At 49.4% G+C, this 14,346-nt stretch carries 14 protein-coding genes, 1 tRNA gene and 1 CRISPR repeat array; of the genes, 11 read left to right on the top strand and 4 right to left on the bottom strand.

Going from position 1 to position 14,346, the window contains the following annotated elements:
• The first annotated feature begins 80 nt into the window (after positions 1-80).
• From PGX44_RS09315 to PGX44_RS09305, 3 genes are read left to right on the top strand one after another with little or no spacing between them, the layout of a single operon-like run.
• The gene (locus tag PGX44_RS09315) at positions 81-1,019 is read left to right on the top strand and encodes a hypothetical protein (protein ID WP_498855174.1); all 939 of its coding nucleotides are present in this window, start codon (positions 81-83) and stop codon (positions 1,017-1,019) included.
• Complete coding sequence (locus PGX44_RS09310; RefSeq protein WP_498855173.1) at positions 1,012-1,917, top strand: type I CRISPR-associated protein Cas7; 906 nt, start codon at positions 1,012-1,014, stop codon at positions 1,915-1,917. Before PGX44_RS09315 ends, PGX44_RS09310 begins: the two co-directional genes overlap by 8 nt.
• A 34-nt stretch (positions 1,918-1,951) precedes the next feature.
• Positions 1,952-4,114: a DEAD/DEAH box helicase gene (locus PGX44_RS09305; RefSeq protein ID WP_498855172.1), complete on the top strand. Its 2,163-nt coding sequence runs from the start codon at positions 1,952-1,954 to the stop codon at positions 4,112-4,114.
• A 666-nt stretch (positions 4,115-4,780) separates the two neighbouring features.
• Positions 4,781-5,080: a CRISPR direct-repeat array (repeat unit 32 nt; unit sequence GTCACATCCTTCACGGATGTGTGGATTGAAAT).
• A gap of 59 nt (positions 5,081-5,139) precedes the next feature.
• Here the strand turns inward: PGX44_RS09305 and PGX44_RS09300 are convergent.
• Positions 5,140-5,228 (bottom strand) — tRNA-Ser (locus tag PGX44_RS09300).
• 179 nt (positions 5,229-5,407) lie between these two features.
• On the opposite strand from PGX44_RS09300, the gene PGX44_RS09295 reads away from it, so the two are divergent.
• Positions 5,408-6,043 carry a class II aldolase/adducin family protein gene (locus PGX44_RS09295; RefSeq protein ID WP_498855171.1) on the top strand — a complete coding sequence of 212 codons (636 nt, stop codon included), beginning with the start codon at positions 5,408-5,410 and terminating at the stop codon, positions 6,041-6,043.
• Positions 6,044-6,047: 4 nt separating this feature from the next.
• Positions 6,048-6,824, top strand: coding sequence for an HD domain-containing protein (locus PGX44_RS09290; protein ID WP_498855170.1), 777 nt, complete (start codon positions 6,048-6,050; stop codon positions 6,822-6,824).
• 110 nt (positions 6,825-6,934) lie between these two features.
• On the opposite strand, the gene PGX44_RS09285 is transcribed toward PGX44_RS09290, so the two are convergent.
• The gene (locus PGX44_RS09285) at positions 6,935-7,939 is read right to left on the bottom strand and encodes an inorganic phosphate transporter (protein WP_498855169.1); all 1,005 of its coding nucleotides are present in this window, start codon (positions 7,937-7,939) and stop codon (positions 6,935-6,937) included.
• Positions 7,932-8,558, bottom strand: coding sequence for a DUF47 domain-containing protein (locus PGX44_RS09280; RefSeq protein ID WP_498855168.1), 627 nt, complete (start codon positions 8,556-8,558; stop codon positions 7,932-7,934). Before PGX44_RS09280 ends, PGX44_RS09285 begins: the two co-directional genes overlap by 8 nt.
• 253 nt (positions 8,559-8,811) lie before the next feature.
• Here PGX44_RS09280 and PGX44_RS09275 point away from each other — a divergent pair, with 253 nt between their 5' ends.
• The 6 genes from PGX44_RS09275 to PGX44_RS09250 all read left to right on the top strand — a co-directional run bounded on the left by PGX44_RS09275 (position 8,812) and on the right by PGX44_RS09250 (position 13,009).
• Complete coding sequence (locus PGX44_RS09275) at positions 8,812-9,495, top strand: arginase family protein (RefSeq protein ID WP_186504323.1); 684 nt, start codon at positions 8,812-8,814, stop codon at positions 9,493-9,495.
• A gap of 277 nt (positions 9,496-9,772) precedes the next feature.
• Positions 9,773-10,951, top strand: coding sequence for a hypothetical protein (locus PGX44_RS09270; RefSeq protein WP_498855167.1), 1,179 nt, complete (start codon positions 9,773-9,775; stop codon positions 10,949-10,951).
• Complete coding sequence (locus tag PGX44_RS09265) at positions 10,941-11,180, top strand: hypothetical protein (protein WP_186504321.1); 240 nt, start codon at positions 10,941-10,943, stop codon at positions 11,178-11,180. Before PGX44_RS09270 ends, PGX44_RS09265 begins: the two co-directional genes overlap by 11 nt.
• A gap of 25 nt (positions 11,181-11,205) precedes the next feature.
• Positions 11,206-11,748, top strand: a complete 543-nt coding sequence (locus PGX44_RS09260) for an NUDIX hydrolase (RefSeq protein ID WP_498855166.1) — start codon at positions 11,206-11,208, stop codon at positions 11,746-11,748.
• A 143-nt stretch (positions 11,749-11,891) separates the two neighbouring features.
• Entirely contained in the window at positions 11,892-12,443 is a 552-nt protein-coding gene (locus PGX44_RS09255; RefSeq protein ID WP_498855165.1) for a phosphoribosyltransferase family protein, read from the top strand.
• Positions 12,443-13,009, top strand: a complete 567-nt coding sequence (locus tag PGX44_RS09250) for a DNA-3-methyladenine glycosylase I (protein ID WP_498855164.1) — start codon at positions 12,443-12,445, stop codon at positions 13,007-13,009. Before PGX44_RS09255 ends, PGX44_RS09250 begins: the two co-directional genes overlap by 1 nt.
• A gap of 71 nt (positions 13,010-13,080) precedes the next feature.
• Here the strand turns inward: PGX44_RS09250 and PGX44_RS09245 are convergent, their stop codons facing one another.
• Positions 13,081-14,322: an aminopeptidase gene (locus tag PGX44_RS09245; protein ID WP_498855163.1), complete on the bottom strand. Its 1,242-nt coding sequence runs from the start codon at positions 14,320-14,322 to the stop codon at positions 13,081-13,083.
• Between the last annotated feature and the right edge of the window lie 24 nt (positions 14,323-14,346).

Below are 14,346 nucleotides of genomic sequence, written 5' to 3'. Positions count from 1 at the left end.
TATGGGGCATAAAGTAGATTCATGCAATACCGATTTACACAAACTATTTTACACTCCCAACCTTTTCAACGCAGGCACGATTGTTTCTCGATGAATTGAGAAAGACAAGAAACCCGGATACAGATCCTCATGCACAAGGTATCCGCTTATTTGTACTGCGTAAACTTGATAAGGCCCGTACCAAAGTAGTGTATACCTGGCAAACAGATGCGGAAATATTGGAACAACGTAGCGAAACCTGGACTATTGGCTGTACGGAAAATGTGCCATCCTTTTCCTTCGGAAGAATGAAAGCCTTATTTCCACTAGAAATTGCGACTATCGAAAATGGCGTCTGGAAGCAAGATGGAGAGATCATTGAAAAAAAAGGAAGAACTATTCCTGCTTTCCGTGGCTTAACTATGCTGCTCGATGAAACCTGCGATACGGCAACAGATTTGCATATAATGTCTCAACGTAGCGTGACCATAGCAGGTCTATTGGGCCAGAAAAGCATCATGAAAGATTGGAAGAATCCGATATGGAATGACATCAGAAAAATGATGGCACTCATAGGGCTACTGCTCTATCAGCGTGGCATCAGAAAGGAGTACTACATGGATAATTTACCGTATCTTTATGGCCAGCTACTCAAGGCAGCGGACGAAATACACGTATTGTATTGCCAGGTTGTCCGCGGTGGCGACGTACCGCCGCAGCTTATTGGAGGTAGCTTGTATCAACAAGCTGCAGAAGCCCCGATGCGGACACTCAATTTATTAAGCAAAAGGCTCATGCCATATTACACGTGGGCACGCAGTTACCGTAGCAAAAATATTCAAGAAAAAGGAAAAGAAAGCTGGCGTGCAGCCTGGCTCTATAAAATGTGCGAAAAAATTATGACGCAATTACATGCTGTATGGACCGATAAGACTCGGTTCAATGATTCTGAAAAAGTGCAATTATTTATTGGCTACTTGGCGGCATTTCCTAAAAATGAAAAGCCGGAAGACATAAAGGAGGCAGAAAATCATGAATGATGAAATCAAAAGAGCAACAGGCTTATTGGTCATTGAGGTCGTAAATTCTAATCCCAATGGAGATCCGGACCGGGAGAATGACCCTCGTCAACGCCCGAATGGTTGTGGAGAAATATCCCCAGTATCGTTTAAACGAAAATTGCGTGATTTGGTGGATGATCATGATTCGCAGTTCTTTAAGGCTTTGCCCAAAAAGTATAGCCAAAATAGTGAACACTACTGCGTTTTGGAACAACGTGGCCGGAATCGTGAAAAAATTAAGACAGAATTAGGAAAAAATACGGAGGAGTTCGAAGAAAACGAATTTTTAGGTAGTGAATTTGTTAAGAGGTATTGGGATGCCCGCGTTTTTGGTAATACCTTTTTGGAAGCAGATATAAACAAAGGCTTTATCAAAACGGGTGTTGTGCAGTTTGGCATGGGTGTATCTCTGGCCCCAATTGAAATCTTACGGGAAACGAATACCAATAAATCAGGTGTACAATCTGATAAAGATGCAGGCATGGCACCTTTAGCATATCGTATTGTTGAACATGGCGTATATTGCATGCCTTTCTATGTCAATCCCAATTATGCGAGAAAATCGGGTTGTACAAAAGAAGATATTGATTTACTGAAACTGCTTATCCCCTACGCATATGATTTGAGCCGCTCAGCCATCCGCCCGGATGTCAGAATTCGTCACGCCTGGTATATTGAACATAAAAGTATTCTGGGCAGTTGTCCAGAATATTTGCTGATTGAAAGTCTGACGCCGAAAAAGAAAGGGGATGCCAATGAACCATCTCATGCTTGGAGTGACTATGAAGACCCAACCGAATTGGATGATAAATTGAAACAACGTGTGGAAAGTTGCGAGGATTTGATGAATCCTAAGCCTAATTTCATTGTGACTTAAAACAACGTGTAGAAAGTTGCAAGGACTTGATAAAATGGTGATGGAATATTTGGCCCATAGTGCCAGAGGAAACCGGCCGGCACAAACATATGCTGCTCACATTCAGGGTGTGCTCCGTCGTAGCAGTCACTATGTTGATGAGTTAAGGGAGTACCATCCTGATAGTGAAGAACTCAAAAATATCGTGTTAGCCAGCAGTTATTGGCACGATTTGGGGAAATTGGAACAGAAAAATCAACACGTGTTGCAAGATACTGCAGAAACAAGCCGGCATCTGCCCATTAATCATGTAGATGCCGGTAGTGCGGAGTTGGTTGCTACACAGCACCTTATGGCGGCCTTGCTGGTTTATGCCCACCATAGAGGCCTCCCAGATATGATTAAAGAGGGAATTCGTGATAAGTCTTTTTTTCGCGATGAAAAGCCATCTGTGAGAGCACATACAGATGCTACACTGGCCCAATTAGTTGCTCTACATCATGCCGTTCTGCCTACTATACACATAGGACAAGATTCGCGATATAAAGGGAACCCCAATGTATATACGCGAATGCTGCTTTCCTGTCTGGCTGATGCGGATCACTCAGATACAGCAGCAGCCTATGGTCATGGCGATGACGCTGAAAATCTGCCGGCTTTGTTGGCTCACGAAAGATTGGCCGCGTTGGACTGCTATGTAGCAAGGCTGGGTGGAGATGATGAACGAAGTAATTTGCGGCGAATCATGTATGAAATGTGTCGTAATAAAGCGATAACGACTAACTTTTCTATCTGTGATAGTCCTGTGGGGTCTGGCAAAACAACTGCAGTTATGGCACATTTATTGCGACAGGCAGAGTTGAGACATGCACGAAGAATAATTGTTGTCTTGCCCTATACCAGCATCATTGATCAGTCAGTTGAAGTTTACCGAAAGGCATTAGTGCTGCCAGGAGAAAATCCTGAATCTGTTGTTGTTGGATTGCATTGCCGGGCTGAGTTTGATGATGCGGAAGTCCGATACCTTACGTCTTTATGGCGTGCGCCCATCATTGTTACAACGGCTGTGGCCTTCTATACAACACTGGCATCAAACAAACCTGCATCCTTGCGGAAACTGCACGAATTACCGGGAAGCATGATTTTTGTTGATGAATCACACAATGCTTTGCCTATTAAGCTGTTACCCTTAGGGTGGCAGTGGATGAATACTCTTGCCAATGAGTGGGGATGTTATTGGGTTATGGCTTCTGGTTCTTTAGTGCGGTTCTGGGAACACGATGTGTTCCCAGGAATAGAGCTGGAAAAACCGGATATTCAGACCTTAGTAGATCTGTCACTGCGTACCAAACTTATGAAATATGAACAGAATCGAATCAGATTTTGTTGGCACGACACACCGTTGCGCTGTGAAGAACTTATCCAATGGACGCAGAAAGCGCCAGGACCTCGATTACTCATTATGAATACAGTACAAACGGCTGCCGTAGTAGCGAATGAGATTTGTCAAAAATACGGTAGAGATAAAGTAGAACATGTATCAACAGCTTTGACCCCGATAGACCGTAGTACTACAATAAAGCGCATCAAAAAACGCTTGCAAAATAAAAACGACACAGATTGGACGCTTGTTGCAACGTCCTGTGTAGAGGCCGGCGTAGACCTTTCTTTTCGTACGGGGTATCGGGAATTATCATCTTTGCTTTCTTTACTACAATCGGCAGGCCGGGTTAATCGTCATGGATTATATTCAAATGCGGAAATGTGGAGTTTTTCTATGATGGATGACTCACGGCTGACGAGAAATGAATCTTTGCGTGATGCCAGTAGCGTTTTGAAAAACTACTTCAGGGAAGGACGTCTGATTACGGCAGAATTGAGTACGCAAGGGATAAAAGATGAACTTTCCCATGGTTTTGGTATAAAAGAAATAAAAGACCTGTTACAGGCAGAGTCTAATCAAGCGTATGAGGAGGTGGAACAGAAATTTAAAGTCATAGAATCGGATACAATACCTGCCATTGTAGATGAAAGACTTGCTTTTGAAATCTTGCAGGGAAGAGGAAATTGGCGAGAAATACAAAAAAAATCTGTATCAATCCGTCTTACAAAAATAAAACCTTGGAACTTGCGAGAACTTGCAAAAGGCGTCTATCAATGGACAAGACACTATGATCCATTTTTAGGATATATGGATGGCGTTATTAATCAGAAATAACGATTTATTGGAATTAGGCAGAAGACCTCTATCCTCTATAGGTGGGGAATGAATGCCTCTTTTGAATAAGATAACAATTGTAAGATTAAAATACAATATGATATAATAGAACATATAGACAGTATGCATGTAAAGCCTCTTTTTGGGATAGAGATGATATTCCCGTATATGGCGCAGACGATACCATACCGCATTTCTTTAGCGGCAGACGTGTAGAACGCGGACTATACAGCACTGCTAATGGAAGGTGTTTCAATGCCGATGTAAATGGCGCATGGAACATCCTGCGTAAAAGTAATGTTGTGAGCCTAGAGGCTCTATACACTAGGGGCGACGGTGGACACGCCCGTAAGAATAAGGATTGCCTGAGATAACAGGTAGAAACGTAAATACCAACCTTCTTAAATGGAAGTAAGATTACATCCTAGAAGCTCCCACTTCAAATGCAGTAGCATTAAGTGGGGGGAGTTCACGTCTGCTTTGAAAAGATTCCCGACAACGCGAAGTGTAATCAAACATAAAATGTATGGCCGCTTCGCGATGCGTCCAGGATCAGGTTTTTAGCATGTTAAGCCTCAAGGATGAGAACAAAATTAAGTTCGGTAAGAACCGGTTCGCGCTACATAGACTGCGAGCTGAGCAAATATGTGTATTCTTTTTGAGGCTGTCACATCCTTCACGGATGTGTGGATTGAAATTCACATTGGGCAGGAATAAACCTGTCTGACCACATAGTCACATCCTTCACGGATGTGTGGATTGAAATCTGCAGCTCTCCGTCAGCCTGCTTCACAATCCGTGGTCACATCCTTCACGGATGTGTGGATTGAAATGTACGCGGTATAGTTTAAGCGGTCGAGCATTGGGTCACATCCTTCACGGATGTGTGGATTGAAATCCGGTGTAGTTAATATCGTTCTTGAGGCGTATGACAGTCACATCCTTCACGGATGTGTGGATTGAACCCCCCAACAAAAAAAGCGCAGCTTAAGGCCCACAAATGGCTTAAGACTGCGCTTTTGATTTGGCGGAGCGGGTGGGATTCGAACCCACGAGACCTTTCGGCCTAACTGATTTCGAGTCAGCCCCGTTATGACCACTTCGATACCGCTCCATGGATACTCAGATATTTTATCATGAATTGTAGCTTATGTCAAATTTTTCCTGGTCCGGTTTCAGCGATTGCATATTGTCATTTCGGGTCTTTTTAGGCTACAATAATAACAGATACATATGTAAGCTGAGAGTAGAGAGAAAAGATATTCCTTTTTGTGCGAAAGAGAGTGAATTCCAATGAGACATATTGATTCTAAAAAAGAGTTGTGCCGTATTGGCCGGCGGATGATGGAGAGCGGCTTGGTGGTGGCTTGTGATGGGAATTTGAGTTATCGTCGTGATGACGGGTCTATCGTGATTACGCCGTCCGGTGTGCCTAAGGGCGAGCTCGTGCCGCAGGATTTGCTGCGGATGGATTTGGAGGGCCATATTCTCAAGGGTGAGGGCAAGGCTTCGTCGGAAACGAGTCTTCATTTGGAAATTTACAAGGCCCGGCCTGATGTGAAGGCTATCGTTCATTGTCATCCTGTGACGGCGACGGCTGTGTCTGTAGCGGGCCAGTCGTTTCCCAGTAATGTCGTTACAGAGGGACGGGATTTTCTCGGTCCTGTGACGACGGTGCCTTTTGCGGAACCGGGGTCTCTCGATTTGGCCGTAAAGTGTGCCCAGGCCTTGAAGCAGGTAAATGTCATTCTCATGGCGTCCCATGGGGCCTGCGCTGTAGGTGATTCCCTGGCCCAGGCTTTTTACCGTATGGAAACGCTCGAATCTGTTGCCAAGATTTACCGCAACGCCATGGTTCTCAATGCTTCGTACAAAATCATTAAAGAGGAAAGCCAGCTCCAAAACCTGGCTTCTGTCTTTACCATCTAAGCCGATGGAAATCGATGAAACGCAGGTTCTCCAGGCCTTTGCTGCCTATGTGGGCACCTTTGATACAGCTGATGCGGCTGTGCGCCTCAAATATGGCCATTCGTTGCGCGTAAGTGTGCTCTGCCGGCGTATTTCCCGGTCCCTGGGCCTGCCCCCAGAAGATCAGGACCTGGCCTGGTGTCTCGGCGTCCTCCACGATGTAGGCCGTTTTGAGCAGCTGCGCCAGTACGATACGTTTATTGATTACCGCTCTATGGACCACGCCCGGTACGGTGTGCACTATCTCTTTGAAGAGGGGCACATCCGGGATTTCCTGACACCGTCTGACGAGGATGACCTCCTCAGCGTCGCCATTGGCCAGCACAATGTGTATCGTCTGCGGCCGGACCTGACGGCGCGGCAACGCCTCTTTTGCCAGATCCTGCGGGATGCCGACAAAATCGATATTTTCCGCGTTTATGCCGAGCACGTAACGGATATTCACACGTTTAGTGACGACGAACGGAATGCGCCGGCCCAGCAGGTCCTTTCGCCAGCCGTCCTGGCAGAAGCGCGCCAGGAGCAGGCCATTCCGACAGCGTATAAAAAGACCTTCATGGACTTTTACGTGGGCATGCTCTGCCTCTACTTTGAGCTGGTGTATCCGGTGAGCCGGCAAATTGCTGACGCCCAGGGCTATTACGGACGGCTCTTGGCGGCTCATTCGGATAATCCGGAGACCGAGGCCTTTCTTGCTGACCTGCGGGCTAGCGTAGAGGCCTGCCGCAGGTGCAGGGTCTGATCTAAGAGAGGGGCAGACAGGGGATTCTTCACGCGTCCCCAGCTTTTATAATAAAACAAAAAAACGGCGTATGTTCCCAAACGAAGGGAGGACATACGCCGTTTTTGCTGTTAAAAGATTGCGTAGAGCACGTTTGTAATGATGAGGTAAGCAATAGCCCCCATGACAGCCGTGCAGGGAATGGTGAGTACCCAGGCGGAAACCATCTGCTGGGCTACGTTCCAGTGTACGGCCTTGACGCGCTGGGCTGCGCCGACGCCCATGATGGAGCCTGATACGACGTGGGTCGTAGAAACGGGCAGGTGCAGGAGCGTCGCACTAAAGATAACGACTGCCGAGTTGAGGTCGGCTGCAAAGCCGTGGATAGGATGCATTTTGAAAATCTTGCCACCGACGGTGCGGATGATTTTCCAGCCGCCAACGCTCGTGCCCAGGGCCATTGCCAGGGCGCAGAGGAGCTTGATCATAGTCGGTACTTCCAGGCTGTCGATGTAACCGCCCGAAAGGAGAGCCAAGGTGATGATACCCATGGACTTCTGGGCATCGTTAGAGCCGTGGGAGAAGGCCATGAGGGCTGCCGAAACGACCTGCAGCCGGTTGGCCGTCATGTTGACTGCTGCAGGCTTGTAGTTGCGGCAAATATAAAAGAGCAGGCTCATAATGATGTAGCCCATGATGATTGCGGTAATTGGGGAAAGGATGAGGGAGGCAACGATTTTCAGGATCCCCCAGCCGTTGAGGGCTGTAAAGCCGACGGAAATACAGACGGCACCGATCATGCCACCGATGAGGGCGTGAGAGGAACTGGACGGCATACCGAACCACCACGTAATGAGGTTCCAGACGATAGCGCCGCACAGGCCGGCAATGATAATCAGTTCGTTGATCATGGTCGCCGAGATGACGATATCACCACCGATCGTTTTGGCAACGCCCGTAGAGATCATGGCGCCAAGGAAGTTGAGGACGGCCGTGCCGATAATTGCCAGGCCCGGCCGGATGGCGCGCGTAGATACGCACGTAGCAATGGCATTAGCCGTGTCGTGGAAGCCGTTGATGAAGTCAAAGGCCAGGGCCAGGACGACGACGAGAATAATCAGGGACGTATCAAGCATACTTCATGATCACTCCTTTGATGAGGTTGCCCAGTGCTTCGACTTTATCCGACGTTTCTTCGATAGCGCTCATAATATCCTTCCAGCGCATAACGTCTAAGAGGGGAACGTCGCCCATGAAAAGGCGGGACATTTCCTGACGGTAAATCTTGTCCACTTCCGTTTCCATGCGGTTCAGCCGTTCGGCGTGGTGCATGAGTTCTGCCTGATTTTTGTCTATATTCTTGAGGAGTTCGAAAATTGCATTGAGCTCATCGCCCATATCGACGAGAACCTTCGTGCCTTCTACAGCAGCCGGCGTTGTCTTTTCAATGTGGTACATGTCGACGCGCATGAGGAAGCCGTGCAGGTTGTCGATGCATTCTTCCAGGCTGCATGTGAGATTGTAAAAATCTTCCCGGTCAATAGGCGTGATGAAAATCCGTGCCAGCTGTACCATGACATCCAAATTGGTCTTGTCGGCGTTGTGCTCGAGCTCTGTAATTTCTTTCATCCGCTCCGGCAGAACCGTCAGATCGTTCATGGCTTCATAGGCAATGATAGCGCCGCGCTTAAAAGAGTTGGCGTTGGTAATCAGGTAATCAAAAAATTCTTCGTGCTTGTTGCTAATGCTGAACATGGATTGTATTCCTCCTAAATGTGCTATTACACAGTAGCCTATCTTATATCATATGATGGCCATGTCATAGCCGTGTAAAACAAATGTAAAATCTATGTAAAAAATAATTTGAAAAATAATAAATAATGACTTTCCATGGGATCAAAAAGGCCCCGCATAGCACTTAGGGTATAGACTTTCTTAACCATTTGTACTACTATAGGGAAGACTTTCAAGAAAGTCTTGTGGTTTACATAAAAGGAAGCGATTTACAATGGAAACAGAAATCTTACTCAATCCGCAGTGGCAGCACAGCGCCGATTACCGGCTCTACCAGGGTGCCCGGGAAATCGAGCTCATATACTTACAAAACCGGCCGTTCTGCGTCGTACCGGAAGCGTCGGCCAACCGTGCCGATGGTCCGGAAACGATTCAGGCCCAAAACCGGGCGGCGCTGGATGTTTTGGAAAACGACCATGCAGACCATTTCTTTACCATTGGCGGCGAAAGCACGGCCGATCTGGCCAGTATCCTCTTGGCAAGCGAACGCTGTCATGGTGATTTGGCCATTCTCTGGCTCGATCATACGCCGTGTGACCTCGTGGCGGCCCGGGCCGGTCTGGCCAATAAGCAGGGCCTCCAAGGCACGCAAATCGTTACGCCCCGGTCGTTCCCGGCGACGGCAGACGCCCTGCTGGCAGTCTGTACGGACGCGCTGCAGCAGGCCGGCAAGACCTATGTCTATGTACATTTGGGCGTAACCCTGTTGCAAGCCAAGGAAATTCCCAGTCCGGCTGCGACGCTGCATGGCGGCATAGCCGCTGAAACGCTCTTGTCTGTCTTACATGAGCTGCAACAGCAGTACCGCATTGCCGGAGCCAGCCTGACAGGCTATTTGCCGTGCGGTAAATGGTCGCCGGCCCTCGATCGTATTCTGGCCTGGGGCGAAACGCTCTGATTTCTTTCCGCATACCGGGAAAAAGCCTGTAACTGCATACTTCACGTGTTCCCCGTCTTCGGTTTTTCCCGGAAACGGGGATTTCTATATATTTTTATTATACGCTTTTTTTGGCAACAAAAAAGGATTATTTCATAATAGATTGAAATAAAAAATAGTATATTCTGTGGTTGTGTGTCCGCGCTGCTCCATAGGGCCGGGACATGCCTGTTTTGTGGCGCAGGCGGCGTGAATTTGGTATAATAAGTAGCGAAAATCGATACGCAGGAGGCATTCCATGAGCTGGTTCAAAAAGACCATGGACGAGGTCAAAAAGAAAATAGAAAAGCAGGCCCAGCCTGATACGCATCAAGTGCTGGACGATATACGCCGCTATGAGGCCGTGGCCGAGCCCGTACCAGGCGATGACTATGCCCGGCTGACGACACGTCTCAAAAACAGTGCATCCCGCCTCGTCCATTGCCGCCATTTTACAGGGGAAGCGAAGCTCTTTTGGCAGCTGGCCTATGAGGAATCCCTGGCGCCGCAGGAACAGATGAAGCTCATTTGGCAGCAAGTGCCGCGCGTGTGCCGCCAGCTGGAACAGCGTATCTTTACGGTAGAAACGGAACGGGACGCAAAGGCAGAGTATTTCAGCGGCCATGACTATACGCGGCAAAAATTGGCTACGCGGGCTAAAGCCCTGGACAGTATCCGCGCTGCCTTGCGTCAGGCTGTGCAGACTGTCGATGCCTTGGAAACGGAATACGATGATACGTATGCCGAAGTGCGGGAGCCGGAAATCGAAGAGCCTGAACGGCTGGGCGAATTTTATGGCCGTCTGGTCCAGGGAATCCGCAATTTTTCCTCGTGGCAGGCAGCCTTTGCCAAGATTCCGGATGCAGCCAGTCTGGCCCACACCTTGGGCGATTACGAACAGACGGCCATTGAAGCAGAGGAGTTTTGGCTCGATTGGCTCACCGGCCGGGATGCCTATTTCCAAGGGATTTCGGATATTGTCCAGGAAGAACGGGATATTTACGAGGCCGAAGCGGAATATGAACATTCCGGCGCCTTTGGCCGCAAGCCTGTCTTTGATTTTAGCCGTCGCGGCCACCGCCTGGACCAGATGAAGGACGATTTGGCCGACCGGGAAGACGAGCTGCATGAATTGTATTACACCCTTTGGGCCGATTTCAAACGGCAGTGCAACCGTATTCTCGATGCGTGTGATGAGCTGTGCGAATACGTCATCGTCCTGCAGGATTGCCTGGAAGACGAAAAGGAAAACAATACAGAAAACGGCAAGAAGCTGGAAATGGCCTATGATAAAGGGCAGACAGAGATTGCGCTTTTGAATAAGGAACGGGACGAAGCCCGGCAGGTACTGGATTTTTGGCAAAGCCAGCCGGAATGGAAAGAGGCAGACCTGGTGCCGCCATTGCCAGAGGAAGGAGCACAGATCGATGGAATTTGATGACAACCGGCCACACCGTAAAATACAGGACTTTTTTCCGGAAGAAAAGAAGCAGGAAGAACCTAAGCGCAAGACGCGCATTGCCGTAGCAAGGCAGAAACGCCACAAGGTGGATACGTATTTGGACGATACGGACTGGCGTGCCTTGCAGCGCTACTGTGAAGGGGCCGATGAAAAGCCATCGGTCCTTTTGCGGCGGCTCCTGCGGGATTTTTTGAAGAAACAGTGAACCAAGGACTCAGAAAGGAAAAGGTATGGAACGCTTAGATATATATGATTACGCTGGCCGGCCGACGGGACAGACCATTGACCGCAAGCACGAGGAAGAGCTGGCTCAGGGCCAGTATTTCCTCATCGTTCACGTGTGCGTCTTTAATTCTAAAGGAGAACTCCTCATTCAGCAGCGGCGCAAGCCCGGCGATGTACTGGACGGCTGCTGGGATGTGACCGTTGCCGGCCACGTTCATAGCGGCGAAACGAGCCAGGTAGCAGCGATGCGTGAGGCGAAGGAAGAAATGGGTATTCACGTCGATTTGACCCATCAGGCACCGCTCATGCGGCTGCGCTTTAACAACGGCTTCGATGATATTTACGTCCTGAACGAGGATGTTCCTATCGAGTCCCTGCGCCTTCAGGATGACGAAGTACGGGCTGCCCGCTATGCCACGCGGGAAGAGGTGTTGGCCCTGATGCACAAGGACCTCTTCCTGCCTTATATGGACAGCTTTATTCAGTGCCTCTTCGACATGCGCAAATCGAATGGCTTTATCCGGGAAGACCGGCCGGATATACAGTAAAAAGCAGGTCTTTACCTGTAGGGCTGCAGTAACTGGAACGGCGGGACGGGAGGTTCCTTTTCCCCTCTTTGTTGCCAGTCGCATTATTTCGCGGTATAATATAGCGTGGAATTTTTTGGAAACCCTACTGTGAGGTGTACACATTGGCAAAGAGATATTATGAATTGCAGGTAGCAGGCTGTACGCGCCAGCTGCCGGTTATCAATCTGAATGACAAGGTGGCCATTGCCGGCTTCGTCATTCTCGGTGACGTAGAAATCGTCACGGCTTCGGCAAAGGCCTTGGCTGAAAAGATTCCTGCCGGTACAGATATTATTATGACGGCAGAAACGAAGGGCATTCCCTTGGCTCATGAAATGACCCGTCTCAGCGACCGCAATAACTACATTGTTGCCCGTAAATCCGTCAAAGCCTATATGGATGATCCCATCTGGGTAGAAGACGAATCGATTACGACGGCAGGCAAACAGCGTCTGTATTTATCGGCAGACGACGTAGCCAAAATGAAGGGCAAAAACGTCCTCCTCGTCGACGACGTCATCAGCACGGGCGGCTCCATGAAGGCCCTCGTAGCGCTGGCCGAAAAAGCCGGTGCAAAGGTTATTGCCCAGGCGGCTATCCTGGCTGAAGGCGATGCCATCGACCGCGACGATATTATCTATTTGGCACCGTTGCCGATGTTTGACGCAGAATAATGACGACGTCCTGGCCGGATGGCAAGCAGCGCTGTGCCTGGTGTAATCCCCGTAACGCTGCGTACATCCATTATCACGATGAAGAATGGGGCGTACCGGTTCACGACGACGGCGTACTCTTTGCCATGCTCATCTTGGAAAGTTTTCAAGCCGGTTTATCGTGGGAATGCGTCCTCAACAAACGCGACGCCTTTGCAGCCGCCTTCGATCATTTCGATGCCGTAAAGATCAGCCAGTATGATGCGGCCAAATGTGAAGAGCTGCGGCAAAACCCGGGTATTATCCGCAATAAGCTGAAAATCAAGGCAGCTGTAAGCAACGCGGCTATTTTCCTGGGCATACAAAAGGAATGGGGCAGTTTTAGTGCGTACCTGTGGCATTGGACCGGCGGCCAGATACGCTACGAAACAGACAAGACCCATTCGGACCTGTCCGATGCCATTTCGGCAGATCTGCGCCGGCGAGGCATGAAATTTGTCGGCACGACCATCATCTACGCCTATTTGCAGGCCGTAGGGGTCATCAACTCACATACGAAGGAATGCTTCCGTTACAGCGGAACCTAAAAAAATGCGCTCTCGCAGCACCGGTCTGGTGCTTTGGGAGCGCATTTCTATATATACTATATTATAAGGGATCAGGCCCAGTCGCCGTTACGGAAAACGGGAACCTCTGTGCCGTCTGCTTTGATGCCCGTAATGGACAGGTCGTCTGTGCCGACCATGAAATCAACGTGAATGACCGATTCGTTCAGGCCGTTTGCCTGCAAGGCGTCGTCGTCCATGTCAGGACCGCCGGCGAGGCACGTCGGATAGGCTTTGCCCAGTGCCAGGTGGCACGACGCGTTTTCGTCAAAGAGGGTTTCATAAAAGAGGATATTCGACAGGGAAATAGGCGAATGGTAGGGAATGAGGGCTACTTCGCCCAAGCGGCCGGCGTTTTCGTCGACGCTGATGAGCTGCTTCAGCACGTCTTCACCCTGGCCGGCGTGAATATCTGTGACGTGGCCGTTTTTGAAGGTCAGGCAGAAATCGTCGATAACGTTGCCGTTGTAGACCAAGGGCTTGGCATTATAGACGATGCCGTCTACGCCGTCGGCCTGCGGTGCCGTATAGACCTCTTCCGTCGGAATATTGGCGTTGAAGAGAATGTGGGATGTCGTTTCTTCAGCGCCGCCCTGCCAAATATGACGGGCCGGCAGGGTAATGGTCAGGTCAGTGCCCTTGCTGTTCGTGTAGTGGAGCTTGGCGAAATGTTCTTTTGTCAGCCAGTCACGGCGCTTCTTGAGGTTGGCCAAGTGTTGGTCCCAGTCGGCCAATGGATCGGCACCGTCGGCACGGGACGAGGCGAGAATCTGGCGCCACAAGGAATTGTAGGCGTCTTCATCATTCTGGTCCGGATAGAGGATGCGGGCCCAGACGAGGCTCGGGACAGACGCGACGAGCCATGTCGTTTTTGACGCCATGACGCCGTTTACGTATTCCTTCAGGGCTTCGTTGGAGGCCTTTTGCCAGGCAAAGATTTTCTTCGTATCGATGCCGTCCATGAGGTACGGGTTGGCAGCGATGAGGCTCAGGAAGGCTGCGCCTTTACGATAGTAATAGAGGCTGAAATCACGGCGCCAGTCCGGGAGAGACGTGAAATTTTCCATCTTTTCGTGTTCGTAGCGGAGCCGTGCCAGATCATCACTGCGCCAATTGACGACGACCTGGTCGGCGCCGTTTTCATAGGCTGCTTTGCTGAGGATGGTTACGAAATCGCTGGCTTCTACCGGTGCGGCAATGACCAGAATCTGGCCTTTTTGGAGGTTAATCCCTTTTTTTAATAATACCTGGGCGTACCCGGGAAGTAATTTTGCAATGGTTGGTTCAATTGTCATAAACATCATCCTTTCTATATGCTC

It is taken from the genome of Caecibacter sp. AF58-12pH5A, assembly GCF_027681725.1.
GTDB lineage: Bacteria > Bacillota > Negativicutes > Veillonellales > Megasphaeraceae > Megasphaera > Megasphaera hominis.
The sequence above is the reverse complement of the archived record's forward strand: the minus strand, read 5'-3'. Positions and strand labels throughout refer to the sequence as shown.

What these genes read in the sequence shown, in the direction of transcription:
- PGX44_RS09310 (WP_498855173.1), top strand. Translation starts at nt 1,012, where the DNA reads ATGAATGATGAAATCAAAAGAGCAACAGGCTTATTGGTCATTGAGGTC.
- PGX44_RS09305 (WP_498855172.1), top strand. Translation starts at nt 1,952, where the DNA reads ATGGTGATGGAATATTTGGCCCATAGTGCCAGAGGAAACCGGCCGGCA.
- PGX44_RS09295 (WP_498855171.1), top strand. Translation starts at nt 5,408, where the DNA reads ATGAGACATATTGATTCTAAAAAAGAGTTGTGCCGTATTGGCCGGCGG.
- PGX44_RS09290 (WP_498855170.1), top strand. Translation starts at nt 6,048, where the DNA reads ATGGAAATCGATGAAACGCAGGTTCTCCAGGCCTTTGCTGCCTATGTG.
- PGX44_RS09285 (WP_498855169.1), bottom strand. Translation starts at nt 7,939, where the DNA reads ATGCTTGATACGTCCCTGATTATTCTCGTCGTCGTCCTGGCCCTGGCC.
- PGX44_RS09280 (WP_498855168.1), bottom strand. Translation starts at nt 8,558, where the DNA reads ATGTTCAGCATTAGCAACAAGCACGAAGAATTTTTTGATTACCTGATT.
- PGX44_RS09275 (WP_186504323.1), top strand. Translation starts at nt 8,812, where the DNA reads ATGGAAACAGAAATCTTACTCAATCCGCAGTGGCAGCACAGCGCCGAT.
- PGX44_RS09270 (WP_498855167.1), top strand. Translation starts at nt 9,773, where the DNA reads ATGAGCTGGTTCAAAAAGACCATGGACGAGGTCAAAAAGAAAATAGAA.
- PGX44_RS09265 (WP_186504321.1), top strand. Translation starts at nt 10,941, where the DNA reads ATGGAATTTGATGACAACCGGCCACACCGTAAAATACAGGACTTTTTT.
- PGX44_RS09260 (WP_498855166.1), top strand. Translation starts at nt 11,206, where the DNA reads ATGGAACGCTTAGATATATATGATTACGCTGGCCGGCCGACGGGACAG.
- PGX44_RS09250 (WP_498855164.1), top strand. Translation starts at nt 12,443, where the DNA reads ATGACGACGTCCTGGCCGGATGGCAAGCAGCGCTGTGCCTGGTGTAAT.
- PGX44_RS09245 (WP_498855163.1), bottom strand. Translation starts at nt 14,322, where the DNA reads ATGACAATTGAACCAACCATTGCAAAATTACTTCCCGGGTACGCCCAG.